The following is a 23,754-nucleotide window of genomic DNA, read 5'->3' on the forward strand; positions in this document are numbered from 1 at the left end:
GGCGAACGGCCCCCGGGAAGCCCCGGGGGCCGTTCGTTTTCCCCTTCGACCCCCCTGCTCCTGGCTGCCCTGCGCCGGCTACCGTTTCAGCCCTTCTTCAGGGCGAGCACCTCCGTCGCCGCGAAGGTCTCCCCCGCCGGCCGGGCCGCGTAGTGCGGGGTGAGCAGGCCGTCCAGTTCCTCGTACGTGAAGACGTCCTTGGCGGTGTCGAAGGTGGCGGCCACCCTGGGGCGCTCCATGATCGCCACCATGCCGCCGTGGACGACGAGCAGTTGCCCGTTGACCCCGGCCGCCGCCGGCGAGGCGAGGTAGCCGACGAGCGGTGCCACGTGCTCCGGCGCCAGCGGGTCGAGCTCGTCCTCCGCCGCCGGCTCGGCGAACCCCGCGAAGACGTCCTCGGTCATCCGGGTGCGGGCGCGCGGGCAGATCGCGTTGGCGGTGACGCCGTACTTGGCGAGGGCGAGCGCCGTGGAGGTGGTGAGGCCGACGATCCCGCCCTTGGCCGCCGCGTAGTTGGGCTGGCCGGCCGATCCCGCGAGGAACGCCTCGGAGGAGGTGTTGACGATCCGGCCGTAGACACCGCTCTCACCGGCCTTGGCCCGGTTGCGCCAGTGCGCGGCGGCGAAGTGGGTGGTGTTGAAGTGGCCCTTGAGATGGACGCGGATCACCGCGTCCCACTCGTCCTCGCTCATGGAGAAGATCATCCGGTCGCGGAGGATGCCGGCGTTGTTGACCAGGACGTCCAGTCGGCCGAACTCGGCGACGGCCAGATCGACCAGCCCGCGCGCGGTCTCGAAGTCGGCGACGTCGCCGAGGTGGGGTACGGCGCGGCCGCCGGCCGCGCGGATCTCCGCCGCGACCTCGGCGGCGGGCGCGGCGGACGCCTCGCCGGAGCCGTCCCGGCCGGGCTGCCCGTAGTCGTTGACGACGACGGCGGCACCCAGCCTGGCCAGCTCGAGCGCCTCGGCCCGGCCGAGGCCGCGCCCGGCGCCGGTGACGATCGCGCTCAGCCCCTCAAGAGGGAGTGACATGGGTCGGTCCTCTCAGAGTTCGACGGGATATCGGATCCAATCCGCGGCGCGGGATCCGAAAGATCGGATCCAATATCCGCAACTCTGGATCCTGGATATTGGATCCGATCTCAGATCTCGATGCAGGTGCGCAGCGCCGCACCCGTCCGCATCTGCTCCAGCGCCTCGTTGATCCCGGCGAGCGGGACGCGGTGCGTGATCAGGGACTCCAGGTCGATCCGGCCGGCCCGCCACAGGGCGATGGCCCGTTCGTACGAGCGGAGCACGTCCCCGCCGCCGTACATCGACGGCAGGATCCGCTTCTCGTCGAAGAACAGCTCGAACATGTTGAGCTGGAGGAAGTCGTCGAGGGCGCCCGCGCCGACGACGCAGAGGGTGCCGCCGCGCCGGGTGGTCTCGTAGGCGGTCCGGGCGGTGGCGGACTTGCCGACGACCTCGAAGACGTAGTCGAAGCCCTCGCCGCCGGTGACGCGCTGCTTGGCGTCGGCGAGCGCGTCGGGCGCGACGGCCTCGGTGGCGCCGAAGCGGAGGGCGGCCTCGCGGCGGGACTCGACGGGGTCGACGGCGACGATCTGGGCGGCGCCCTGGAGCTTGGCGCCCTGAATCGCGGAGATGCCGACGCCGCCGCAGCCGATGACGGCGACCGACGAACCGGCCTCCACCTTGGCGGTGTTGATGGCGGCGCCGAGGCCCGTCGTCACGCCGCAGCCGATGAGCGCGGCGATGTCGAAGGGCACGTCGTCGGGGATGGGGACGGCGCAGCCGGCGTCGACGACGACCTCCTCGGTGAAGGTGCCGGTGCCGGCGAAGCCGAAGACGTCGCCGCCGGGGCGCTTGAAGTTGGGGGTGCCGGCGTTCATGAAGCCGGCCAGGCAGAGCTGGGTCTGACCGCGCTTGCAGGCGGGGCAGCCGCCGCAGGCGGGCAGCCAGCACAGCAGCACCCGCTGCCCCTCGGTGAGCCCGGTGACGCCGTCGCCGATGTCGACGATCTCGCCGGCGCCCTCGTGTCCGGGGACGAAGGGCGCCGGCTGCGGGAGGACGCCGCTCATGGCGGAGACGTCGGAGTGGCACAGGCCGGTGGCCCGGACCCGGATCCTGACCTTTCCGGGGCCGAAGCCCACGGCCTCGACGTCGTCGAGGACTTCGAGCTTGTCCTGGCCGATCTCGTGCAGTACGGCTGCGCGCATGGTGCGGCTCCCCTCGGGGGTGTCAGGAGTGTGCGACGACGGTGTCGGCGAGTACGGGGGCGTCGTCCCGTTCGACGGCGGTGACCGTCACCTGCGTACGGCCCTCGGCGGCCCACATCCGGATCCGCAGGGTCTCGCCCGGGAAGACGATCCCGGCGAAGCGGGTGCGGTACGAGCGGACACGGGTGACGTCGCCGCCGAGGAGGGTGTCGACGACCGCCTTGAGGGTCATGCCGTACGAGCAGAGGCCGTGCAGGATCGGCCGGTCGAAGCCCGCGAGCTTGGCGAACTCGGGGTCGGCGTGGAGCGGGTTCCAGTCGCCGGAGAGCCGGTAGAGCAGGGCCTGGTCCTCGCGGACGGGCCGCTCGACGGTGGCGTCGGGCTCGCGGGCGGGCGGTTCGAGACGCTCGGAGGGCCCGCGGTCGCCGCCCCAGCCGCCCTCGCCGCGGACGAAGATCTGGGCGTCGCTGGTCCACAGCGGCCCGTCGGCGTCGACGGCCTCCGAGCGGAGCACCAGGACGGCGGCCTTGCCCTTGTCGTACACGGCGGCGACGCGGGAGGTGGAGACGGCCCGGCCGGCGACGGGCAGCGGGCGGTGCAGGGTGATCGACTGGCCGCCGTGCAGGACGGCGGCGAGGTCGATGTCGATGCCGGGTGCGGAGAGGCCGCCGACGACGCCCATGCCCGCGCCCGCGACGGTGGCGAAGCTGGGCAGGACGTGGAGCCGGGACTCGAGGGTGTAGCGCAGCTCGTCGGGGTCGGTCGCGGGGACGCCGGCGCCGAGACCGAGGTGGTAGAGCTGGACGTCCTTGTGGTCCCAGGCGATCTCGGCGCTGCGGGGTTCGGCGGCGACGGCCTTGGCGGCGTCAATGGGCATCGCGTTGCGGCTCCTTGTGGCAGGTGAAGACCTCGGCGCGGCCGTCCGCACCGTCGACCGCGCCGAGGCCGTGCGGGACCGAACGAACCTAGAACGCGTTCCAGTTCGGTGGTCCCATGTATAGCCGAGGGTCCGGGCCTTGGAAACCCTCCTGACGGAATGTCAGATGCGTTGAGCGGCAGCCGGGTCGCCGGGGCGACCTTGACCTCAAGTCCGGTTGAGTTCCTACGGTCGTTCACGTCGCACCGCACCACACCGCACCACACCGCACCACACCGCATCTGCCCGACGCAGCCACCCACCCACGGAGGACCCGGCCATGCAGTACTCGCACGACGACGCGGACCTGATCAAGCAGCCGATCGGCTACTGGAGCTGGGCGGCCTACGACGCCGTCGTCTCCCGCACCCGCGCCGCCCTCGCCGAGATCGGCACCACCCAGCCGCAGTGGTGGGTCCTCGCGCAGGTCGCCCGCGCCGAGACGCCGAGGACCCGCGACGAGATCTCCCGGACCCTCCGCGGCTACCTCCGCACGGGGACGGAGACCATGGAGGAGGAGATCGACACCACGATCGTCCGGGGCTGGACCACCGAGACCCCCGGAGGCCACCTGGCCCTCACCCCCGACGGCCGGGCCTTCTTCGAGAAGGCCGCCGCCCTCCAGGACGAGCTGTGGGCCGAGCGCCACGCGGGCATCTCGGACGAGGAGTACCTCACCACGCTCAAGGTCCTGCAGCGTTTCATCCACAACACGGGCGGAAGGGCCTGGCACCACTAGCGGACGCCGCTCCCGCCCTACGCTGTCCCTCGTGAACGAGATGCCGCAGGACCACCGGCCGCTCCGGCGGACGCGGGTGCTCCTCGCCGAGGATCAGGGCACGGCTCAGGGCACGCATCCGGGTACGCCTCAGAGCGCGACGCGCGGGGCGCTCGCGGTGCTGCTCGGTATGGAGCCGGACATCGAGGTCGTCGCCCGGGTGGGGCGGGGCGACGAGGTCGTGGAGGCGGCGCTGGTGGCGCGGCCCGAGGTGGCGCTGCTGGACATCGAGCTGCCGGGCCGCTCGGGCCTGGACGCGGCGGCGGACCTGCGCGACGAGGTTCCCGACTGCCGGGTGCTGATCCTGACGACCTTCGCCCGGCCCGGCTCTCTGCGCCGCGCGATGGAGGCGGGCGCGGCGGGCTTCCTGGTGAAGGACGGCCCGGTCGAGGAGCTGGCCGCGGCGATCCGCAAGGCCCTGCGCGGCGAGACGGTCGTCGACCCCGCCCTCGCCGCCGCCGCCGGCCTCACCCCGGACGGCACGGAAGCCGCTCGGGCCGACCGCCGGGAGGGGCGCCCGTAAGGGCGTTCGGAACCCAGGTTCCCGGCCCCCCGGCCCCGGCTACCCCGCTACCCCCGCCACCCCCGCTACCCCCGCTTGCCCTGTTCGGGCAGCCTCGGCTGCTTGGGCAGCCACAGCACCATCACCACCACCGTGCCCACCAGCACGCACGCCGCCAGCCGGAACGCCGCCGCGTAGCCCGAGGTCAGGGCCTCCGGGGTGGTGGCGCCCGCGGTCACCGCGGCGGCGACGGTGGAGAGGGTGGCGAGGCCGAGGGCGCCGCCCATGGTGCGGGAGGTGTTGATGAGGCCGGAGGCGAGACCGGCCTCGGAGGCGGGGGCGCGGGTGGTGGCGAGGATGGCGAGGGGGGTGGAGGCCACGCCGATGCCGAACATCATGAGGATGCCGGGGCCCAGGATCGTCGTCAGGTAGCTGCCGTCGACGGTCATGGTCGACTGCCAGGCGAAGCCGGCCGCCGCTACGAGGGCGCCGAGGACGGCGGTCGTACGGGCGCCGATCAGGGGCATCAGGCGCGGGGCCAGTTTCGAGCCGGCGATGACGGCGGCGGAGCTCGGCACGAGGGCGAGTCCGGCCTGCAGCGGCGGATAGCCGAGGACGTTCTGGGCGTAGAGCGTCATGAAGAACCACATGCCGAACGAGGTCGATCCGCACAGCAGCATGGTCGCGTTCGCGGCCGACACCGCGCGCGTACGGAAGATCCGCAGCGGCATCAGCGGTTCCGCCGCCCGCCGTTCGACGAGTACGAAGGAGGCGAGCAGCAGGGCGCCCGCCGCCAGGGACAGCAGGGTCGCCGTGGACGTCCAGCCCGACTGCTCGGTCTGCACGATGCCGTACGCGAGGGTCGCCAGGCCCGCGGTGACGAGCACCGCGCCCGGCAGGTCGAGCCGCCGCCCGCCGCCGGCGCGGCTCTCGCCGAGCCACCAGAAGGCGCCGGCCAGGACGAGCGCGCCGATGGGCACGTTGATGAGCAGGACCCAGCGCCAGGAGAGCAGCTCGACGAGGACACCGCCGACGAAGCCGCCCGCCGCCCCGCCGGCCGCGCCGACCGCCGTCCAGGTGCCGACGGCCCGGGTACGGGCGGGCCCGGCCGGGACGGCGGCGGTCACGAGCGTCAGCGTGGACGGCGAGAGGACGGCCGCGCCCAGGCCCTGCACGGCGCGGGCGGCGAGCAACTGCCAGCCCTCCGTCGCCAGCCCGCCCGCCACCGAGGCCAGCGTGAAGAGCGAGAGGCCCACCATGAACATGCGCTTGCGGCCGAAGAGGTCCGCCGCGCGCCCGCCGAGCAGCATGAAGCCGGCGAACGCGATCGAGTACACGTTCACCACCCACTGGAGGCCCGGCGCCGTGAGGCCCAGGGACGTCCGCATCGACGGCAGCGCCACGTTCACGACGGACACGTCGAGGACGACGAGGAACTGGCCCGCGCAGGCGACGAGGACCACCAGCCAGAGGCGCGTCGGCGGGGACGCGGACCGGGATGACGGGGAGGGGGAGGCGGATATGGAGGGGTCGTCGGCGGAGTCCTTCGCGATACGTGTAGGCGGCATGCGTGTCATGGTCGCAGACCGACCCCGCCCCGTACATCCGCCGCACGCCCTACGACCACCGCGCCCCAGGCCCGTACGCGCCCGCGCCCCGCGCATCGGCCGCACGCCCTACGACCACCGACCACCCCGCCCCGGACCCGTCCACCCCCGCCCCCCGTCCGCGCCCGTGCCCGCGCCCGCGCTACTTCCGCAGCAGCGTCACCACCGCCGCCCCGCCCAGCCCGATGTTGTGCGCGAGGCCCACCCGCGCCCCCGGGACCTGGCGGGCGCCCGCCTCGCCGCGGAGCTGCCAGACCAGTTCCGCGGCCTGCGCGAGGCCGGTCGCGCCCAGAGGGTGGCCCTTGGAGATGAGGCCGCCGGAGGGGTTCACGACCCAGCGGCCGCCGTAGGTGGTCGCGCCCGACTCGACGAGTTCGCCCGAGGCGCCCTCCTCGCACATGCCCAGGGCCTCGTAGGTCAGCAGCTCGTTGACGGAGAAGCAGTCGTGCAGCTCGATGACGTCGACGTCCTCGATGCCGAGCCCGGACGCCTCGTACGCCTGCCGTGCCGCCGCCCGCGACATGGGGCGGCCGACGACGTCGATGCAGGAGCCGGAGGCGAAGGACTCCTCCGTGTCCGTCGTCATGGCCTGGCCCGCGATCTCCACGGCCCGGTCGCCGAGGCCGTGCTCGTCGACGAAGCGCTCCGACACGACGACCGCCGCGGCCGCGCCGTCCGAGGTCGGCGAGCACTGGAGCTTCGTCAGCGGCCGGTGGACGGTCCGGGCGGCGAGGATCTCCTCGACCGTGTAGACGTCCTGGAACTGAGCGTTGGGGTTACGGGACGAGTGCCGGTGGTTCTTGGCGGCGACGGCCGCGAGCTGCGCCTCCGTCGTCCCGTACCGCTCGCGGGCCGCGTTGCCGAAGATCTGGGCGGTGGGCGGGGACATCTCGAAGCCGTGCCCGGCCGCCATGATCCCGTAGTGCCGGGCGACGGGCGAGGCGGAGAAGTCGGCACCGCCGCCGCCTCCCGAACCGCCGCCGCCCAGCGCGCCGCGCGCCATCTTCTCGAAGCCGAGCGCGAGCACGCAGTCGGCGATCCCGCCCGCCACCCACTGCCGCGCCATCATCAGCGCCGTCGACGCCGTCGCGCAGTTGTTGTGGACGTTGTAGACGGGCACGCCGGTCAGGCCGAGTTCGTACGCGGCGCGCTGGCCGGCCGTGGAGGGCTGGAAGCAGTAGCCGACGGGGACGTGCTCGACGCGCTCGTACGGGATGCCGGCGTCGGCCAGGGCGGCGGTGCCGGCCTCCTTCGCCATGTCCCAGTACTGCCAGTCCCGGGTCTCCGGCTTCTCGAACTTGGTCATGCCCACACCCACGATGTACGTCCTGCCCATCTCCGGGGCCCCCTCAGTCTCTCGGCAGGCCGAGCAGGCGCTCGGCGACGACATTGAGCTGGACCTGCGTGGTGCCGCCCGCGATGGTCAGGCAGCGCGACATCAGCAGTCCGTGCACGGCCCGCTCCCCCGCGCCCTCCGCCACCGCGCCCGCCGGGCCGAGGAGTTCGAGGGCGAGTTCGGCGACCTTCTGCTGGTGGACGGTCTGGACGAGTTTGCGGACGCTCGCGCCCGGCCCGGGTTCGAGGCCCGACACCTGGCGGAGGGTGGTGCGCAGGTCGATGCAGGCGAGGGCGTGCGCCTCGGCGACGAGGGCGCCGAGGCGGACGCGGACGGGGCCGTCCGCACCGCCGGCGCGACCGATCAGCGCTTCGAGTCCGGTGTCGAAGGCGACCTGGTCGGCCATGTGGACGCGCTCGTTGCCGAGGGTGTGGCGGGCGACCCGCCAGCCGTCGTTCGGCTCGCCGACGACGGCGTCGGCGGGGAGGACGGCGTCGTCGAACCACACCTCGTTGAAGAGCGACTCCCCGGTGATCTCCTTGAGCGGGCGGATGTGGATGCCGGGGGTGTTCCTCATGTCGACGAGGAAGTAGGTGAGGCCGCGGTGCTTGGGCGCGTCGGGGTCGGTGCGGGCGAGGAGGATGCCGTAGTCGGCCTCCTTGGCGGCGCTCGTCCACACCTTCTGTCCGTCGATCCGCCAGCCGCCGCCGTGGAGGGGCCGCGCGCGGGTGCGGAGGGAGGCGAGGTCGGATCCGGCCTCGGGCTCGGAGAAGAGCTGGCACCACCGCTGTTCGCCGCGCAGGGTGGGGCCGAGGTGGCGCTCCTTCTGCTCCGGCGTCCCGTACGCGATGAGGGAGGGGATGACCCAGGTGGCGATGGACAGCGGGCTGAGGGTGATGCCGAGCGCCTCCGCCTCCCGCTGGACGGCGAGCTGCTGCAGGGGTCCTGCGCCGAGGCCGTACGGCTCCGGGAGGTGCGGGGCCGCGTAGCCGGTGCCGGCGAGGGCGCGGCGGGCTGCGGGCGGGTCGAGTCCGGCGGCGGGGGCGAGGGCCGCGCGGGCGGCGGCGCGGAAGCCGTCGGCCTCGGGCGGGAGTTGGAGCCGCAGCGCGCGCCGCGCGCCGTTGGCGGCGTGGCGGACGGCGGCGACGCGGTGGGTGTCGCCGGGGCCGAGGAGCTGGCGGGCGACGAGGGCGCGGCGCAGATGGAGGTGGGCGTCGTGCTCCCAGGTGAAACCGATGCCGCCGAGGATCTGGATACAGTCCTTGGCGACGGTGTACGCGGTGTCGAGCGCGGTCGCGGCGGCGAGGGCGGCGGTCAGGGACCGTACGCCCGCTTCCGCGTCCCGCGCCGCGCGGGCGGCGTCCCAGGTCAGCGCGCGGGCCTGTTCGAGACGGACGAGCATGTCGGCGCAGAGGTGCTTGACGCCCTGGAACCGCCCGATGGGGCGGCCGAACTGCACGCGGGTGCGGGCGTGTTCGGCGGCGAGGTCGAGGGCGCGGGCGGCGGTGCCGCAGGCGTCGGCGGCGAAGAGGACGGCGGCGAGGTCACGGACGAGGGCGGTGTCGAGGCCGGGCCCGAAGCCGAGCCCGGAGCCGGTGTCGGGCCCGGAGCCGGTGTCGGTGTCGGTGTCGGCGCCGCCGGCGGTGAGGCCGAGACCGGTACCGAGCCCGGAGCCGGTGCCGGTGCCGGTGTCGGCGCCGCCGGCGGTGAGGCCGAGACCGGTACCGAGACCGGAGCCGAGGCCGGCGTCGAGACCGGCCCCGGCGCCAGTCTCGTCGGCAGCGGCCGTCAGGGCGCGGTCCGCGGGCACCAGGACGCCGTGGGCGGCGACCTCGGCGGTCGGGCGGGTCGGGTCGGCGCTCTCGTGCGGGCGTACGGCGAGGGTGTCGGCGTCGACGGCGAACCAGACGGTCCCGTCGGCGGCGGTAGCGGCGAGGACGAGGAGGTCGGCGGCCGCGGCGCCGAGGACGGGCGGGGCGGTGCCGTCGAGCACGTAGCCGCCGTCGGTACGGACGGCGGTCATGGCGCCCGCGCCGAGCGCCACGGCACCGATCCGCTCCCCGGCCGCGAGCGCGGCGGCGTCCCCGGCGCGGCCCGCCCGGTGCAGCAGCTCGGCGGCGAGCACGGTCGGCAGGTACGGCCCGGGCAGCAGGGCCCGCGCGGCCTCCTCCAGGACGACGGCGAGATCGACGAGGTCCCCGCCCCCGCCCCCGCACTCCTCCGGCAGATGGACGCCGGTGAGCCCCTGCGCGACGGCACCCTCCCAGTAGCCGGGCCGCCCGGTGGCGAGTGCGGGGGCGTCGAGGTGCTTGCGGACGTCTTCGGCGGGTACGGCGCGGGTCAGCCAGCGGCGGACGGATCGGGCGAGCTCCCGCTGTTCGTGCGTGATGGCGATGCCCATGGCACGGCAGACTAGAACACGTTTCATTCTGACGGAAGGTCAGATACGCGTCCACATCGGCACCCTGGGACCCTGCACGTCCACACCGGCGCCCTGGGACCCTGCACGCCCACGCGTGCGCCCGGCTCGCGATAATCGCTCCCATGTTCCGTATCGCACGCACGCTCGCCATGGCCTTCCTGGTGGCCGTCGCCGCCACCGCCGCGACCGTCCTACCGGCCCAGGCCACCGCCCAGGAGCTTCCCGGCGGCAAGGCCAACTACGTCGTCTCCCTCGGCCACTTGAAGGACGCCGCCCGCAACAACTGGGTCCGACTCGGCACGTACGAGTTCGACGCCGCCACCGGCACGGTCGCCGCCCGCATGTACCTGTGGGAGCACGCCAGCCCCAAGGCCCGCGTCGGCACCGGAACCGTGCCCGACGCGAGCTGCGCGACGCGCGACCCGAACGACACCACCCTCGTCCGCGCTTGCGAGGTGAAGACCGCGGGCGGCTTCACCGGCTCCCCGACGGATCTGCGCACCGGCGTCTACGAGCTGCGCACGGTGACGATCGACGGCGTGGCCACGCCCATCGTCTGGATCTCCTGGAACTTCGCCACGGCCTGGACCGAGCAGTGGGCCATCGAGAACGGCACCGACCTCGCCCGCCTGAAGTTCCTGTACAACACCAAGGCCACCACCGGCTACGCCTACGGCTCCAACGCGGCCCTGACCACCCGCCGCGCCATGACCACCGTCCAGGCCCACCCGGCCAGGATCACGCTCCAGGGCACGTCCTGGGCCCATGACGTGACCAAGCCGATCGGCGGCACCTTCGGCCACACGCAGTTCCGCACGTGCGAGACCACCACGTGGTGCCTGACCCTGCTCCAGCCGAGCTCGTCGACCGCCTGCCAGAAGACCGGCTGCCCCCACTACGGCGGCGGGACCACGCCGAACATCACCTCCATCCAGTACTACCTCCAGAAGCTCGCCAACACCGACCGCCGCGACACCCTCTGGCACTGGTGCACCTGCCTGGCGATGGAGCGGAACGAGACCTGCTACACGGGCAACTCGCACGTGAAGCCGATGTACCAGGTCATCGACGACACCGGCACCTTCCGCGGCTGGGTCGGCGTCGAGGCGTCCTACTGGCCGAACGCGGGCGAGGATCCCCGCAAGAGCGACATGTTCGCCGTCTACCGCATGGCCGACTGGGTCTAGCGGACACCTCTGCGCATCGGGCCGGCTTCACCACGGGCGGCGACGCGCCGAGAGGGGCGTCGTTGTCAGTGGGGCCTGTCACGATGCGGAGCAAAGGCCGTACGCAGTCGGCGGTACGGAGCGGAGAGAGCGAGCACGCCATGGGCACCTGGGACATCGGCCCCTTCGACAACGACACCGCCGCCGACTTCTCGTACACGGTCGACGAAGCCCCGGCGGAGCAGCGGGCGGACGTGCTCCTGGCCGCGTTCCGCGCGGTGACGGAGACCGGGGAGGACTATCTCGACGCAGACGTGGCGGTCGAGGCCGTCGCGGCCGCGGCGCTGGTGGCCGCGCAGTGCCCGGGCGGGGAGCCGGTCACGACCGCGTACGGGCCGGACGAGCCCCTGCCCGTCCTGCCGCTGTCCCTGCGCCCGGCGGCCGTGACCGCCCTCGACCGGGTGCTCGGCAAGGACTCGGAGCTCCTGGAGCTGTGGTCCGAGGGCGGCGAGGCGGGCCCGTGGCGGGCGGGGGTGGAGCGGCTGCGGGCGGTGCTGGCGGACGCCGGCGCGGAGGAGGCGGCCTAGCGGCCGTCGAGGCCGCTCCGCCAGTCCGGCCGGCCCTCGGCCCAACCGAGCAGGGCGTCCCGCGCCTGGTCCTGGGAGAGCGCGCGCGTGCGGCAGCGCCGCGAAGTGACGCCGCCGGCGCGGTACTCCAGGTGGTAGGTGTGGTCGTGGCCCAGGCCGGCCTGGAGGTACGCGTCTCCCGCGCCCTCGCCGTCTTCGGCCGCGTCGTCCAAGCGCTGCAGGACCATGTGCGCGTTCCGCGGCCCCAGTTCGCTGAGCATGCGGACGATCGCGGAGCCGGAGGGTCGTTTCACCATCGTGCCGCGCGCGTCGAAGGCCACCAGCACGACCGGATCCGGGCCCGTCCCCTCCCGGAGCTGCCGCCTGATCCAGGTCTTCTCCCGACCGGTCAGCAGCGGGGGAGGCGCGGGCGGCGCATCGGGGCCGTAGACGGCGACGGGGTGGTCGGGGTCCGACCACGAGCCGACGGCCGCGAGCCGGTAGACGTGCTCGCCGCCCTCCGGCAGCGCGACGGCGAGGACGGCCGGTGCCGGCGGGCCCGGGACGCAGCGTCCCACGTCGTCGGCGTAGGGACCGCCGTCGAAGACGGCGTGCATCCAGCCGCTCGGCGGTCTCCCCGTCGTGTCGAACACGTCCTCCATCACGCCCCCTCCGGGAGGATCGTAGGCCGCCGTTCCCCGCGGAACCCGAGGTGGAGCGCCGGAAGAGCGCCGCGCTTCCGGGCGTTGCCCCGGAGTATGAAGATCAGTGAGGCTTCCCGGGTCAGCGGGGTGAGTGCGAGATCGTTGCGGCATTACGAGGACGAGGGCCTGATCGTCCCCGGCCGTTGCAGCAACGGGTTCCGTGACTACTGCCAGTCCACGATCGACCGGGTGCGCGTCATCCGCACCCTGCTGGAGTCCGGGCTGCCCGTGCGCCTGATCAGGGAGCTCCTGCCGCGCCTCACCGACGGTTCCGATCCCCACCCCGACACCGCCACCGCCACCGCCCCCGACGCGGTGTGCGCGGAGTTCCTGCGGGAGGTGGAGAGTTACCGCGATCGGCTCGCCGCGCGCATCGCCGTGCTCAGCGAGCAGCAGGCGGCCCTCGACACCTACCTGCGCACGGTCCGCCGTACCGATCGCTGACCGCCGCCCCTTGACCTTGACGCAAGTGTCAGGCTCCTACGGTCGCCGCATGGAGATGAACGAGCGACTCAGCACCCCTGAGCAGACGATGCGAGCCCTGGTCCAGCGGTCGCACGAGGGACCGCGGGACCTGGCCCTCACGGCCGACCGGCTCCGCCCTACCCCCGGGCCCGGCGAGTACCTGATCCGCGTCGGCGCCGCCGGGGTCAACTTCGCCGATGTCATGCAGACCCGTGGGACCTACGGCGGAGGGCCGCAGGCCCCCTATGTCGCCGGGTTCGAGGCCGCCGGCGAGATCGTCGGGGTCGGCCCGGACGTCGAGAGTCCGCTCCCGCTCGGCACGCACGTCGTCGGAGTCGGCCCGGGAGCCTTCGCGCAGTACATGACGATGCCGGCCGCGGGGGTGCTTCCGGTGCCGGCCGGGTGGAGCGACACCGCCGCCCTCGGCATGGTGCTGAACTGGGCCACCGCCCTGGCCGCGCTGAAGCCGCTGGGCGAGGTCAAGGCGGGTGAGACGGTCCTCGTCCACGCGGCGGCCGGCGGCGTGGGGCAGGCGGCCGTGCGCCTCGCCCGCCACTACGGCGCCCGCGTGATCGCCACGGCGTCACCGGCGAAGCACCCCACCGTGAAGGAACTCGGCGCCGACGAGGTCCTGGACGGCCGGCACCCGGATCTGGCCGCGGAGATCACCCGCCTGACCGGCGGTGTCGACCTGGTCCTGGAATCCGTCGGACAGGCCACCTTCGAGACCAGCCTGTCGGTCACCAAGCCCTTCACCGGACGCGTCGTCGTCTTCGGCGCCGCCTCCGGTGACGCCTCCCTGTCCACGCACGACCTGGTCTTCACCCATCGGGTCCAGGTCAAGGGGCTGCACATCGGTGCGCTGGCGACCGCGGCCCCGTCCCTCTACGAGGCGTTGCTCGTCGAGATCGAGACGCTCATCGCACACGGCGTCTACCCGCCCGGCACCCCGCAGGTGCACCCCCTGGCCGAGGGGGCGCGGGTGCTGCGGCACCTCGAGGCGGGCCGGACCCACGGCAAGCACGCCCTCGATCCCTGGCGTTGACAACGCCCGTGCTTCACCGCGCGAGGGCGCAGGCGGCGGCTAGCCGCCCGGCGCCTGCGCGAGGAGGCGACGGAGCCAGCGGGTACGGGCGTCGCGGGCGTCCCGGGTGACGGCGGCGTGGCGGGCGAGGCCGTCGAAGCCGTGGCAGGCACCGGCCCACACGTGCAGTTCGGCCCGGCCGCCCGCCCGCCAGATGCCGTTCGCGTACGCCACGCCCTCGTCCCGGAACATCTCCGCCGACCCGACCTCCACGTACGCCGGCGGCAGCCCGGACAGATCCGTGGCGCGGGCCGGGGCCGCGTACGGCGGCAGGTCCGGCGAACGGCGGAGGTCGCCGTGGTACGCCCGCCACGCCGTCTCGTGCGAGACGAGGTCCGACACGTCGACGCCCGACATCTGCCGCGCCGAGAAGGTCGTGAGGCTGTCGTCCAGCATCGGCGACAGCAGCAACTGCCCCAGCACACCCGGTCCCCCGCGGTCCCGCGCGAGCAGCGCGAGGGCCGCGGCGAGCCCGCCGCCCGCGCTCTTGCCGGCGACGACGATACGGCCGGGGTCCACGCCCAGTCCGGCCGCGTGCCCCGCCGCCCAGACCAGGCCCGCGTAACAGTCCTCCAACGGCTCCGGATACCGCGCCTCTGGCGCCAGCCGGTACTCCACGGACAGCACCGCGAACCCCAGCGGCCGGGCCCACTCCCGCAGCACCGTCGGCAGTACGGACCGGGCGTTGCCCATCGTCATCGCGCCGCCGTGCAGGTAGTAGAGCAGCGGCAACGGCCCTTCCAGCCCGGCCGGCCGCGCGCTCACCAGCGTCACCTCCGGCCCACCGGGCGGCCCCGGCACCCGCAGCTCCTCCACCGCGTACGCGCCGCCCGCGCTCAGCTCCTCGACCGTCGGCCTCGGCCGGCTCGCCGCGTCCTGCTCCCGCCGGGCGGCCAGGTTCTCCGACGTGATCGGCTCCCGCCACTTCCGGTCCACGGCGTCGACGACCGCCGCCACCTCCGGATCGAACGGCGTCGGCCCGCTCACCCCGCCACCCGCCGCGCGAGCCGCGCCCGCCCCGCGAGGACCACGGCGACACCCGTCGCCACGACCACCGTGACGGCACAACCGAGCAGCGTCGGATTGATCCACGACGGGACCGCCTCCACGCCGTCGCACACCAGACTCACGGGCAGCGCGTCCGAGGAGTCCGGATAGACCTTCCGCCCCACCGTGAACCAGCACGTGTCCTCGGCGAAGAGAAACGGCATGTACCGCAGCAGGGCGTGCGCGTGGACCACCCCGCCCGCGAGCAGGGCGAGCGCCGCGACCCACGCCGCCCCCTTGGCGGGCGACGGCGCCGTACGCGACGGGCGCGGCCCGTCACCCCTGCGCCGCCGCACCCACTCGGCCACCGCGATCCCCGCCCACGCCGACAGCACCACGGCGAGGACCAGCATCCCTAAGAGCGTCGCGCTCACCTCAGCGCAGTCGCCCCTCGGCGGCGGCCACCACGAACGCGGTGAAGGCGGCCGGCGAGGCGAGGAAGTGGGGGCCGGCGGGGTTCTTGGAGTCGCGTACGGCGACGTGGGCGTCGAGGTCCGCGACCTCCACGCACTCACCGCCGCTGCTTCCGCTGAAGGACGACTTGCGCCAGGCGGCGGCGCCGAGGGGCGCGCACTCGACGCAGTCGCCGCCGCTGGAGCCGCTGTACGACGACTTACGCCACCGCAGGTCCTGGCTGGTGCCCATACCGTTCCTCCATCACGCGTGCGATCAGCGCCGCCGAGTCCTCCCGCGAGAGGGCCGCGGCTTGCAGCCGAGCGTAGCCGACGGCCCTCTCCCTGATCACTTGTGGATCAGCGGTCATATGGCCCGAGTCGTAGCTCTCCGCGTAGAAGAGGTCCGGGTCGTCCTCGAAGCGGAGTAGGTTGAACGAACCCATCATCGCCGCGTGTTGGCCCACCTTGAACGGCAGCACCTGGACCGTGATCCACGGATGGTCGCGGAAACTCAACAGGTGGGCGAGTTGGTCTCGCATCACCTGAGCTCCGCCGATCTCCCGGTACAGCACGGCCTCGTCCAGCACCACGCACAGCACGGGCGGATGCTCGCGCTCCAATATGCGCTGACGCTCCATCCGCGCCGCCACCATCTCGTCGAGTCGCTCGGGGTGCTCGACACTCAGCACCGCGTGGGCGTACGGCTCCGTCTGAAGCAGGCCGTAGACCACTTGCGACTGGTACGTCGAGATGTAGGTCGCCTTCGCCTCCATCTCCGCGTACGGCTGGAACCACGTCGGCAACTGGCTCTTCAGCACCAGCCCCACCAGCCGCGAGAAGTGCCCGTCCGTCATCAGCGCCGCGTCCAGCCGCTCCGAGAACGGTCGCGTGGGGACCTTCTTGGCCGTCTCCACCTGGCCGATCAGGGACCCCGTACAGAAGAGCAGAGAGCCCAGCTCGTCCTGCTTGAGCCCCGCCTCCTCCCTCAACCGGCGTAATTCGTAACCGTAGTAGTCCAGCGGCGAGGCACTGGGGTCGAGGCTGCGGATGTTGGCCACCGAGAGGTCACCCCCAAAGTCACACTTTCACGCGTTGGTTCCATTCGGTAGCCGAGCGTAACGGGAGCGCTCCACTCTGGAGGCATGAATCAGGCAACTGACCTCTACCCGGCAGAACTTGGCACGACCTATCGGATGGGCTTCACCGTGGGTGAGCACTCCGCCGGTCACATGCGTCGCATCCTCCGCATGTTCCTCTCGCGTTGGGGGCTCGATCCCCTGTACGACGCCTCCGCGCTCGCCCTCACCGAGCTCGTCGCGAACGTCGTCCGGCATGTGCCCGGGCGTCGGTGCACCGTCCTGATCCTGCGGGAGCCGTACGGGCTGCGGGTGGAGGTGGCGGACGGGGTGCCGGGGGCGCCGGTCGCGAAGGCGCCGGAGCCGCTCGCGGAGGGCGGACGGGGTCTGGTGCTGGTGGAGGCGGTGGCGGACCGGTGGGGGTGCGAGGAGACGGCCGACGGGAAGACGGTGTGGTTCGAGTGCGACGCATAGGGCACGATGGGCGGCCAGAACCGCGTACTCGCCAGTAGGAGCCCACCATGTCCGCGCCCGCCTCCGCGCCCAGCCCCGAGATCCTCGCCGCCTTCGAGGCCGCGAAGGGCTTCATGCCGGTCGAGGAGGGGCTCGCGCTGTACGAGGCGGCCGTCGAGGCGGCGGAGCTGGGCCTGCCGCTGCTCGAGGTCGGCACGTACTGCGGGCGCTCGACGATCCTGCTGGCGGACGTGGCACGCCGGGCGGGGACGGTCGCGGTGACCGTGGACCACCACCGGGGCAGCGAGGAGCAGCAGCCCGGGTGGGAGTACCACGACCCGACCGTCGTCGACCCCGAGGTCGGTCTCATGGACACGCTGCCGACCTTCCGCCGGACGCTGCGGAAGGCCGGTCTGGAGGACCACGTGATCGCGGTGGTCGGCCGCTCGCCGCAGGTGGCGCGGGTGTGGTCGGGGCCGCTGGGCTTCGTGTTCATCGACGGCGGGCACACCGACGAGCACGCGACGGCCGACTACGAGGGCTGGGCCCCGAAGGTCGCGCCCGGGGGCCTGCTGGTCATCCACGACGTGTTCCCTAACCCGGAGGACGGCGGGCAGGCCCCGTACCGCGTCTATCTGCGGGCGCTGGAGTCCGGCGACTTCGAGGAGATCTCGGTCACGGACTCCCTCCGGGTCCTGCGCCGCGGCTGATGCTCCGGGTCACGCCCGCGAAGACCGTGGTGGCGAGGATCCAGCCGGCGACGACGAATCCGTAGGACAGGGTCTGGTACCAGCCCTCCGGGGCGAAGGCGCCCTCCTGTCCGAAGGAGATCACCGGCAGCAGCAGGTCGAGGGTGAAGAACACCGGGTCGAAGTCGGGGGCCTCGTCGGCCTTCAGCGGGCGCGGGTGGTGCAGTCCGTAGACGACCGAGCCGACGGCGAGCAGGGACAGCAGCCAGACGCAGGCGAGCAGCGGGCGGAAGCCGTAGCCGACCGTGACCTCCTGGAGGTGGCCCCAGACGCGGCCGGGCCAGGGCAGCGTGCGGCGGTGACGGCGGAGTTTGGCGAGCTGGACGACGCGGGCGGCCTCGTCGTCGCCGGTGCGGAGGTAGGCGGCGGTCAACTGCTCGTAGCCGTGGGTGAGATAGCCCTCGCCGTCCCGGTCCAGCATGGGGAGGCGGCGCTCGGCGGGCTCGTGCGGGGTGAGGGTGGTGTAGACGAGGCCGTTGAGCAGGACCTCGTCCGGCAGGACGTCCGGTTCGAGGAAGAGGACGTCGATCTGGGCCCGGCGCAGGTTGAGGGAGCCCTCCATGGGCGGGCTCCTGCGGAGCCAGAGTTCGCCGATGACGCTGCTGGAGGCGCGCAGGGCCATGTCTCCGGGGTTGGACAGCTCGGCGTACGAGAGGTCGAGCCGCCCGGGGACGCGGGCGCCGCGCAGTCCGATCCAGCCTTGGACGTGCGCGGACCGCATGTGGAAGTCGGCGCCGACGGTGAGGGTCTGGGCGTCGAGGGCGACGCGGCCGGGGTGGGTGAGGCGGGCCCGGTCGAGGGTGATCGATCCGGCGACCGAGGCGCCGCTGAGCCGCACTTCGCCGTCGACCCGCATGTCGGGTGCCCAGAGGTTGTCGCCGATGGTGGTGTGGCCGAGGCGGAGCGCGGGCCACTTCTCCGTGTCCTCCGGGTCCGGGGTGATCCGGCAGCCCTCCATGAACAGCGCGCCGTCGATCCGGGCTCCGCCGAGCCGTACGAGGCCGTGGAAGCGGCAGCCGCTCAGGTACACCATGCCCTCGACCTGCACGGTGGCGGCGGCGAGGCCGGGCAGGACGGAACGGTCGAGTTTCAGCGTACGGAGCCGGGCCGCGAACAGCACGGGCGCTTCCTCGAAGGAGCAGTCGCTCAGCCGTAGGGCGTGGTCGACGACTCCGTACGACAGGTCGAGCGCGCCGGTGATGCGCGCGCCGCTCAGCCGGAGGGCCGGTATCTCGCCGTCCTCCAGCGGGCCGTCCAGGAGCAGGGCGCGCAGCACCTCGGCGCGGACGGTCCGCTCGGGGCCCCAGTCGGCGCCGTCCGCGGCGTCCTCGTCCTCGGTCGTGCGGAAGTCGACGGCGGCACCCTTGGGGAAGGCGTGCCACACCCTCAGCTCGGCAGGTGAAAGATCATTCGTGTCCACCTGCCGGGACTCTGGTGCCACCGTCGCGGGCCTGTCAACGGTCAGAGGAACAGCGAGGTCACGTACAGGCAGTTGGTGTAGCTGTAGCCGGACTCGATCTTGTCCTTGCCGGCCTTCCGTACGTCCGCCGACGTGCCCGTGCCGTCCCGCTTCTGGAGGAAGTGGTAGGTGCCCGGGGGCAGCATCAGTGTGCGTTTCGGGTACGTGGAGGACGGCCGGGAGCACGGCTTGTTCTTGCCGCCCACCGGCAGGATGCTCGGGTAGGTCGTGCAGGTGGCGCAGGCGGGGAGGGTGATCCGGCCCGTCACGGGGCCCGTGTAGAGGAGTTCGACCTCGCCGGGGCCGTCGTTGCTGACGACCATGACCTGGCCGGAGCCGTCCGGGACGGCGGAGGAGGGGACCTTGGCGCCGGCGGCGGGCTCCTCCTCGGCGATCTCGGCGGCGATGGCGACGTTCCGGGCCTGGGCGGTCTGCGGGCTCGACGGATACGCCTTGACGTAGTCGTTCATGGCCGAGACGGCCTGGTCGAACTCCTTCTTCTTGAAGTGGTCGAGGCCGCACGCGAAGTCGCCGCGCTGGATGGCCCGGTCGGTGTCCCTGCCGAGCGCCGCGAAGGTCGCGGCGGGCAGCAGGGCGACCGTGGTGTCGAAGCGGCGCAGCTCGGTGGCGGTGTCGCAGGGCGCGGCCGCCATGGCCTTGTCGCGGGTGCGCAGCGACTCGCGGAGCGCCGGCTCGACCTTCTGGGCGTAGGGCGACTGCGGGAAGGTGCCGAGCAGGGCGTTGAGGTGCTCGCCCGACGTGGTCTCCTGGCCGGCCTCGCCGGCCGTGCGCGTACCGCACTCGAACCACGACTCGGCGAGCGGCTCGTCGGCCTTGCCGACGAGGTCGCCGAGGAGGGCCCGGTCGACGGTGTCGGGCAGGGCGCGCAGGTGCTTCAGTGCGGGGACGGCCTGGCAGTGGTCCTTCTTGTCGTACGGGGCGGAGACGGCCTGGTAGTAGGCCCGGAGGCGGTCCGGGACGAGCTTTCCGGCCCGGGAGCCGGCGTGCTCGGTGCCGAGCTGCTGGTAGGCGGTGAGGGCGGTGCGGTAGGTCGACTCGGCGCTGGTGAAGCTCTGGCCCTGGGAGTCCTTCACGAGCCGGTCGGCGGAGGCGAGGAGGTCCAGGAGCCGCTGCTCCTTCGCCTCGTCGCGGGCCGCGCCGTACGCGAAGGTGCCGCCCACGGGGACGGCGAGCAGGACGAGGGCGACGGGCAGGACGAGGGCCCGGCGGGCGGAGGCCCAGGAGGGCAGCGGGACGCTCCGGGCCCGCCGGGCGGCGTCCGCGCAGGCGAGGAGCAGGAAGGCGCCGTAGGCGACGAGGACGCCGGTCGGGACACCCTCGGGGTCGGCGGGCAGGGCGGTCAGGAGCAGGGCGGCGGTGGCCGCCCAGCAGACGACGGCGCCCACCCACTGCTTGAGCAGCGCGTGGCCGAGGCCCAGTCCGGAGAGGTTCAGCAGTCCGGCGGCCACGGCGTGGGGCCAGGGCTGCGGCGGGGGTGCGGGGGCGGGTGGGGGTGCGGGCCGGGGCGGGGGTACGGGCTGGGGCCCGGTCGCCCACTCCACGTCGTACACGGGTGGATGTGAGGGTGGGGCCGGCGGCATCGGCGGCGGGGGCGGTGGCACCCCGTCGGGCCCCTGGTGCCCCTCCCGAGGCCCCCGCCCGGGCCCCTCCGGCCCCTCCGGCCCCTCCGGCCCCTCCGGCCCTTCCGTCCGCCCGGTCCATTCCCACGGCGCCGGCTGCGGGCGCGCGTCGTTCGGCTCTTCCCCCGCCACAGGTCCCCCTCTGTGGTCGTTGCGATGATTCCCCCCACTTACCCTTCACGGACTCCTCACACACGTGCCCCGCTCCGGGCATTCGGCGACCGGACCGCCTACAGTCGCGGGGTGCCGTACGACCACCGGAAGCTCCTCGCCCTCGCCCTGCCGCTCACCCTGCCGCTGGCACTGACCGCCTGTGTGGCGGAGACCCCGCAGGCGTCCCGCAGCACCGACGCGAAGCCCACCGCCGCGACCGCCACCCCCTCACCCTCCGGTGCCGCACGGCCCTCGCTCCCGCTCGCCGGGCGGACGGTCGTGGTCGACCCGGGGCACAACCCGGGCAATTTCCGCCATACGGCGGAAATCAACAAGAAGGTGGACGTCGGCACGCACCGCAAGGAGTGCGACACCACCGGGACCGCCACGGACGCCGGATACACCGAGGCCGCCTTCACCCTCGACGTCGCGCACCGCCTGCGCGAGCTCCTGGAGCAGCGGGGCGCGAAGGTGGTCCTCGTCCACGACGCCGAACGCCCCTACGGGCCCTGCGTCGACGAGCGCGCCCGGATCGGCAATGCCGCCGGGGCCGACGCCGTCGTCTCCGTTCACGCGGACGGCTCGGCGGTGGGGAACCGGGGGTTCCATGTGATCCTGCCCGCACGGGTGCGCGGCGGCGGCGCCGACACCGCGAAGATCGTGGCGCCGTCCCGTACCCTCGGCGAGAAGCTGGCCGCCGCGTTCACCCGGGCGACCGGCGCACCGCCCGCCAACTACCTCGGCGGCGGTACCGGATTGGACGTCCGCGACGATCTCGGTGGACTCAATCTCTCGACCGTGCCCAAGGTCTTCCTCGAATGCGGCAATATGCGTGATCCGAAGGACGCCGCGCTCCTGACCGATCCCGCGTGGCGCCAGAAGGCGGCGCAGGGGATCGCGGACGGCATCGGGGCCTACCTGGAGGGGTAGGACCGAGGAGCGATCGGGCGAACGATAGATTCCCTCCGTACGATGGGGCCGCCCCCGTGCTTCGCGCCACCCCGACGAGACGACCCGACGAAGGACTTCTTACGTGAATATCCGCTCCCTCACCCGAGGCGATGGCGTGCTGATCGGTGCAGCGGTGGTGCTGTTCATCGCCTCGTTCCTCGGCATCTCCGGCTGTGACGCTCCGGGCAACCTCTGCGACTCGTACGAATCCCCGTACTCGTGGGAGGCGTCTCCGCTCGGCTGGGGCTCGTTCTTCCTGGGCATCGCCGGAGCCGCCCTCGTGGTCGTCTCGCGCGCCCTGCCGCAGCAGCGCAAGGTGGCCGGCCTGGACCTCGGGCAGGTGGGCACGGCGTTCACCGTCGCCTCCGCCTGGACCCTGCTCATGTGGGTCTTCGAGTCCGGCAACGCCGGCGCCGGCCTGATCCTCGGCCTCATCGCCGCCCTGATCCTGGCCGCCGCCGCGATCGCCGGCCCGCTGGTCCCGGCCCTGCAGGGCCCGCTCCTCGGCGCGCCGCGGCCGCAGACCCCGCAGCCCTACGGCATGCAGCCCGGCCAGCCGGGTCAGCCGGGTGTCGGCGGTGGCTACGGCTACCCCGGTGCCCAGCAGCAGCCGCAGCCGTACGGCGCGCAGCCCGACCCGTCGCTCGGCGGCCAGCCGTACGGCGCGCAGCCGCAGCCGCAGCCGCACGCCCCGCAGGACTCCCAGCCGCAGGCCCAGGCCGCGCAGGCGCCGGCCTCGGACTTCCAGCCGTTCTGGTTCGCGGTCCCGGTCGCCCGCCCGCTGTACGGCGAGGACGGCTCGGCGGCCCCGATCGCCGAACTGGCCCCCGGCACCTGGTACCTGGCGGTCGAGCAGCGCGGCCAGGCCCTGGTCGCGCAGACGCAGGACGGCCGCCGCGGTGTCCTCCAGGACACCACCGGCATCCAGCGCGGCTAGCACCCGCCAGTCGGCTCACGGCCCCTCGTCCGGATCCCTTCCGGGCGGGGGGCCGTTGCCGTACAGTCCCAGCCGAGCTGACGTGCCGTCAGAAAGGCTGGTCGTCATGAGACTCGGACTCGCGCTCGGCTACTGGGGCCGCGGCCCCTCCCCCGCCCACCTCGACCTCGCCCGCGAGGCCGAGCGGCTCGGCTACCACTCCGTGTGGACGGCCGAGGCATGGGGCTCCGACGCCTTCACCGCGCTCACCTGGATCGCCGCCCACACCTCCCGCGTCCGGCTCGGCACGGCCGTCGCGCAGATGGCGGCCCGCACGCCGACCGCCACCGCCATGCACGCCCTCACCCTCGACCACCTCTCCGGCGGCCGCGTGCAGCTCGGGCTCGGGCTGTCCGGGCCGCAGGTCGTCGAGGGCTGGTACGGGCGGCCCTTCCCGCGCTCGCCGCTCACCGCGACCCGCGAGTACGTGGACGTGGTGCGGCAGGTGCTGCGCCGCGAGGGGCCCGTCACGCTCGACGGGCGCTACCACCCGCACCCGTACGACGGTCCCGACGGCACCGGCCTCGGCAAGCCGCTCAAGCCGATCACCCACCCGCTCCGGGCCGATCTGCCCGTCCTGCTCGGCGCCGAGGGGCCCAAGAACATCGCGCAGACCCTCCGCATCGCCGACGGCTGGCTGCCGCTCCACTGGTCCCCCACCCGCTGGGCCGAGGTGTACGCGCTGCCCGACCGGCTCCCGGACGGCTTCCTGGTCGCCCCGATGGTCCGCGCCCAGGTCTGCGCCGACATCGCCGAGGGGCTGCTGCCCGTCAAGGCGATGCTCGGCTTCTACATCGGCGGCATGGGCCACGCGGCCCGCAACTTCCACGCCGACCTGATGGCCCGCATGGGCTACGAGGCGGAGGCCCGGCACATCCAGGAGCTGTTCGCGGCGGGCCGCCGCGAGGAGGCGGTGCGCGCCGTGCCGGACGCCTTCGCCGACGAGATCTCCCTCGTCGGCCCGAGGCAACGGATCGCCGAACGCCTCACGGAATGGCGCAAGGGCCCGATCACGGACCTCCTCGTCACGGCCCCGGACCCGGCGACCCTGCGGGTCCTGGCGGAGCTGGCGGGCTGAGACGGCGGGCCGC

General features: G+C 73.5%; 23 protein-coding genes and 1 pseudogene. 11 read left to right on the forward strand and 13 right to left on the reverse strand.

The features are described from left to right. Positions 1-86: 86 nt before the first annotated feature. From ABZ135_RS08485 to ABZ135_RS08495, 3 genes are all read right to left on the reverse strand, one after another. The gene (locus ABZ135_RS08485; protein ID WP_356693160.1) at positions 87-1,031 is read right to left on the reverse strand and encodes a 3-oxoacyl-ACP reductase; all 945 of its coding nucleotides are present in this window, start codon (positions 1,029-1,031) and stop codon (positions 87-89) included. Positions 1,032-1,141: 110 nt separating this feature from the next. Beyond that, complete coding sequence (locus ABZ135_RS08490) at positions 1,142-2,218, reverse strand: Zn-dependent alcohol dehydrogenase (protein WP_356693162.1); 1,077 nt, start codon at positions 2,216-2,218, stop codon at positions 1,142-1,144. Positions 2,219-2,240: 22 nt separating this feature from the next. After that, positions 2,241-3,095, reverse strand: a complete 855-nt coding sequence (locus ABZ135_RS08495) for a MaoC/PaaZ C-terminal domain-containing protein (protein WP_356693164.1) — start codon at positions 3,093-3,095, stop codon at positions 2,241-2,243. Positions 3,096-3,414: 319 nt separating this feature from the next. Between ABZ135_RS08495 and ABZ135_RS08500 the strand changes: the two genes are divergently transcribed. Beyond that, positions 3,415-3,873 (forward strand): MarR family winged helix-turn-helix transcriptional regulator, encoded by a 459-nt coding sequence (locus ABZ135_RS08500; protein ID WP_356693166.1) that lies wholly within the window; start codon positions 3,415-3,417, stop codon positions 3,871-3,873. Positions 3,874-3,913: 40 nt separating this feature from the next. Next, positions 3,914-4,375: pseudogene (locus tag ABZ135_RS08505) on the forward strand (response regulator); the annotation flags it as partial. Positions 4,376-4,500: 125 nt separating this feature from the next. Here the strand turns inward: ABZ135_RS08505 and ABZ135_RS08510 are convergent. The 3 genes from ABZ135_RS08510 to ABZ135_RS08520 form a co-directional block, all read right to left on the reverse strand. Next, positions 4,501-5,982 (reverse strand): MFS transporter, encoded by a 1,482-nt coding sequence (locus tag ABZ135_RS08510; RefSeq protein WP_356693168.1) that lies wholly within the window; start codon positions 5,980-5,982, stop codon positions 4,501-4,503. A 181-nt stretch (positions 5,983-6,163) separates the two neighbouring features. After that, positions 6,164-7,357, reverse strand: coding sequence for a lipid-transfer protein (locus ABZ135_RS08515; protein WP_356693170.1), 1,194 nt, complete (start codon positions 7,355-7,357; stop codon positions 6,164-6,166). 13 nt (positions 7,358-7,370) lie between these two features. Beyond that, complete coding sequence (locus tag ABZ135_RS08520) at positions 7,371-9,758, reverse strand: acyl-CoA dehydrogenase (protein WP_356693172.1); 2,388 nt, start codon at positions 9,756-9,758, stop codon at positions 7,371-7,373. A gap of 143 nt (positions 9,759-9,901) precedes the next feature. Here ABZ135_RS08520 and ABZ135_RS08525 point away from each other — a divergent pair, with 143 nt between their 5' ends. Together ABZ135_RS08525 and ABZ135_RS08530 are read left to right on the forward strand one after the other, a co-directional pair. Then, the gene (locus ABZ135_RS08525; RefSeq protein ID WP_356693174.1) at positions 9,902-10,966 is read left to right on the forward strand and encodes a hypothetical protein; all 1,065 of its coding nucleotides are present in this window, start codon (positions 9,902-9,904) and stop codon (positions 10,964-10,966) included. 140 nt (positions 10,967-11,106) lie between these two features. Next, the gene (locus ABZ135_RS08530; protein WP_356693477.1) at positions 11,107-11,532 is read left to right on the forward strand and encodes a DUF4259 domain-containing protein; all 426 of its coding nucleotides are present in this window, start codon (positions 11,107-11,109) and stop codon (positions 11,530-11,532) included. Here the strand turns inward: ABZ135_RS08530 and ABZ135_RS08535 are convergent. Continuing rightward, positions 11,529-12,173: a hypothetical protein gene (locus tag ABZ135_RS08535; protein WP_356693176.1), complete on the reverse strand. Its 645-nt coding sequence runs from the start codon at positions 12,171-12,173 to the stop codon at positions 11,529-11,531. The genes ABZ135_RS08530 and ABZ135_RS08535 overlap by 4 nt on opposite strands. Before the next feature lie 96 nt (positions 12,174-12,269). Between ABZ135_RS08535 and ABZ135_RS08540 the strand changes: the two genes are divergently transcribed. Both ABZ135_RS08540 and ABZ135_RS08545 read left to right on the forward strand, forming a co-directional pair. Then, positions 12,270-12,659 (forward strand): MerR family transcriptional regulator, encoded by a 390-nt coding sequence (locus ABZ135_RS08540; protein ID WP_356693178.1) that lies wholly within the window; start codon positions 12,270-12,272, stop codon positions 12,657-12,659. Positions 12,660-12,708: 49 nt separating this feature from the next. Next, positions 12,709-13,725, forward strand: a complete 1,017-nt coding sequence (locus ABZ135_RS08545; protein WP_356693180.1) for an NADPH:quinone oxidoreductase family protein — start codon at positions 12,709-12,711, stop codon at positions 13,723-13,725. A 39-nt stretch (positions 13,726-13,764) separates the two neighbouring features. Here ABZ135_RS08545 and ABZ135_RS08550 read toward each other — a convergent pair whose 3' ends face one another. The 4 genes from ABZ135_RS08550 to ABZ135_RS08565 are packed head-to-tail and all read right to left on the reverse strand — an operon-like array spanning position 13,765 to position 16,264. Next, the gene (locus ABZ135_RS08550) at positions 13,765-14,751 is read right to left on the reverse strand and encodes an alpha/beta hydrolase (RefSeq protein ID WP_356693182.1); all 987 of its coding nucleotides are present in this window, start codon (positions 14,749-14,751) and stop codon (positions 13,765-13,767) included. After that, complete coding sequence (locus ABZ135_RS08555) at positions 14,748-15,164, reverse strand: hypothetical protein (protein ID WP_356693184.1); 417 nt, start codon at positions 15,162-15,164, stop codon at positions 14,748-14,750. Before ABZ135_RS08555 ends, ABZ135_RS08550 begins: the two co-directional genes overlap by 4 nt. 22 nt (positions 15,165-15,186) lie before the next feature. Continuing rightward, complete coding sequence (locus tag ABZ135_RS08560) at positions 15,187-15,456, reverse strand: DUF397 domain-containing protein (RefSeq protein WP_356693186.1); 270 nt, start codon at positions 15,454-15,456, stop codon at positions 15,187-15,189. Further along, positions 15,425-16,264: a helix-turn-helix transcriptional regulator gene (locus tag ABZ135_RS08565; protein WP_356693188.1), complete on the reverse strand. Its 840-nt coding sequence runs from the start codon at positions 16,262-16,264 to the stop codon at positions 15,425-15,427. Before ABZ135_RS08565 ends, ABZ135_RS08560 begins: the two co-directional genes overlap by 32 nt. A gap of 84 nt (positions 16,265-16,348) precedes the next feature. Between ABZ135_RS08565 and ABZ135_RS08570 the strand changes: the two genes are divergently transcribed. After that, entirely contained in the window at positions 16,349-16,756 is a 408-nt protein-coding gene (locus tag ABZ135_RS08570) for an ATP-binding protein (protein ID WP_356693190.1), read from the forward strand. Positions 16,757-16,803: 47 nt separating this feature from the next. Then, complete coding sequence (locus tag ABZ135_RS08575) at positions 16,804-17,445, forward strand: class I SAM-dependent methyltransferase (protein WP_356693192.1); 642 nt, start codon at positions 16,804-16,806, stop codon at positions 17,443-17,445. Here ABZ135_RS08575 and ABZ135_RS08580 read toward each other — a convergent pair. Beyond that, positions 17,411-18,904, reverse strand: a complete 1,494-nt coding sequence (locus tag ABZ135_RS08580; RefSeq protein ID WP_356693194.1) for a membrane-associated oxidoreductase — start codon at positions 18,902-18,904, stop codon at positions 17,411-17,413. The two genes, ABZ135_RS08575 and ABZ135_RS08580, sit on opposite strands and share 35 nt — an antisense overlap. A 41-nt stretch (positions 18,905-18,945) precedes the next feature. Then, the gene (locus ABZ135_RS08585) at positions 18,946-20,514 is read right to left on the reverse strand and encodes a hypothetical protein (protein WP_356693196.1); all 1,569 of its coding nucleotides are present in this window, start codon (positions 20,512-20,514) and stop codon (positions 18,946-18,948) included. 366 nt (positions 20,515-20,880) lie between these two features. On the opposite strand from ABZ135_RS08585, the gene ABZ135_RS08590 reads away from it, so the two are divergent. From ABZ135_RS08590 to ABZ135_RS08600, 3 genes are all read left to right on the forward strand, one after another. Continuing rightward, positions 20,881-21,666 (forward strand): N-acetylmuramoyl-L-alanine amidase, encoded by a 786-nt coding sequence (locus ABZ135_RS08590; protein ID WP_356693479.1) that lies wholly within the window; start codon positions 20,881-20,883, stop codon positions 21,664-21,666. A 103-nt stretch (positions 21,667-21,769) separates the two neighbouring features. Beyond that, on the forward strand, positions 21,770-22,624 hold the full coding sequence (locus ABZ135_RS08595) for a DUF5336 domain-containing protein (protein ID WP_356693198.1): 855 nt from the start codon (positions 21,770-21,772) through the stop codon (positions 22,622-22,624). 106 nt (positions 22,625-22,730) lie between these two features. Next, positions 22,731-23,741 carry an LLM class F420-dependent oxidoreductase gene (locus ABZ135_RS08600; protein ID WP_356693200.1) on the forward strand — a complete coding sequence of 337 codons (1,011 nt, stop codon included), beginning with the start codon at positions 22,731-22,733 and terminating at the stop codon, positions 23,739-23,741. The last annotated feature ends 13 nt before the right edge of the window (positions 23,742-23,754 follow it).

Origin of the sequence: Streptomyces sp. NPDC006339 (assembly GCF_040612775.1) — a bacterium.
GTDB lineage: Bacteria > Actinomycetota > Actinomycetes > Streptomycetales > Streptomycetaceae > Streptomyces.

What these genes read in the sequence shown, in the direction of transcription:
- ABZ135_RS08485 (WP_356693160.1), bottom strand. Translation starts at nt 1,031, where the DNA reads ATGTCACTCCCTCTTGAGGGGCTGAGCGCGATCGTCACCGGCGCCGGG.
- ABZ135_RS08490 (WP_356693162.1), bottom strand. Translation starts at nt 2,218, where the DNA reads ATGCGCGCAGCCGTACTGCACGAGATCGGCCAGGACAAGCTCGAAGTC.
- ABZ135_RS08495 (WP_356693164.1), bottom strand. Translation starts at nt 3,095, where the DNA reads ATGCCCATTGACGCCGCCAAGGCCGTCGCCGCCGAACCCCGCAGCGCC.
- ABZ135_RS08500 (WP_356693166.1), top strand. Translation starts at nt 3,415, where the DNA reads ATGCAGTACTCGCACGACGACGCGGACCTGATCAAGCAGCCGATCGGC.
- ABZ135_RS08510 (WP_356693168.1), bottom strand. Translation starts at nt 5,982, where the DNA reads ATGCCGCCTACACGTATCGCGAAGGACTCCGCCGACGACCCCTCCATA.
- ABZ135_RS08515 (WP_356693170.1), bottom strand. Translation starts at nt 7,357, where the DNA reads ATGGGCAGGACGTACATCGTGGGTGTGGGCATGACCAAGTTCGAGAAG.
- ABZ135_RS08520 (WP_356693172.1), bottom strand. Translation starts at nt 9,758, where the DNA reads ATGGGCATCGCCATCACGCACGAACAGCGGGAGCTCGCCCGATCCGTC.
- ABZ135_RS08525 (WP_356693174.1), top strand. Translation starts at nt 9,902, where the DNA reads ATGTTCCGTATCGCACGCACGCTCGCCATGGCCTTCCTGGTGGCCGTC.
- ABZ135_RS08530 (WP_356693477.1), top strand. Translation starts at nt 11,107, where the DNA reads ATGGGCACCTGGGACATCGGCCCCTTCGACAACGACACCGCCGCCGAC.
- ABZ135_RS08535 (WP_356693176.1), bottom strand. Translation starts at nt 12,173, where the DNA reads ATGGAGGACGTGTTCGACACGACGGGGAGACCGCCGAGCGGCTGGATG.
- ABZ135_RS08540 (WP_356693178.1), top strand. Translation starts at nt 12,270, where the DNA reads ATGAAGATCAGTGAGGCTTCCCGGGTCAGCGGGGTGAGTGCGAGATCG.
- ABZ135_RS08545 (WP_356693180.1), top strand. Translation starts at nt 12,709, where the DNA reads ATGGAGATGAACGAGCGACTCAGCACCCCTGAGCAGACGATGCGAGCC.
- ABZ135_RS08555 (WP_356693184.1), bottom strand. Translation starts at nt 15,164, where the DNA reads ATGCTGGTCCTCGCCGTGGTGCTGTCGGCGTGGGCGGGGATCGCGGTG.
- ABZ135_RS08560 (WP_356693186.1), bottom strand. Translation starts at nt 15,456, where the DNA reads ATGGGCACCAGCCAGGACCTGCGGTGGCGTAAGTCGTCGTACAGCGGC.
- ABZ135_RS08570 (WP_356693190.1), top strand. Translation starts at nt 16,349, where the DNA reads ATGAATCAGGCAACTGACCTCTACCCGGCAGAACTTGGCACGACCTAT.
- ABZ135_RS08575 (WP_356693192.1), top strand. Translation starts at nt 16,804, where the DNA reads ATGTCCGCGCCCGCCTCCGCGCCCAGCCCCGAGATCCTCGCCGCCTTC.
- ABZ135_RS08600 (WP_356693200.1), top strand. Translation starts at nt 22,731, where the DNA reads ATGAGACTCGGACTCGCGCTCGGCTACTGGGGCCGCGGCCCCTCCCCC.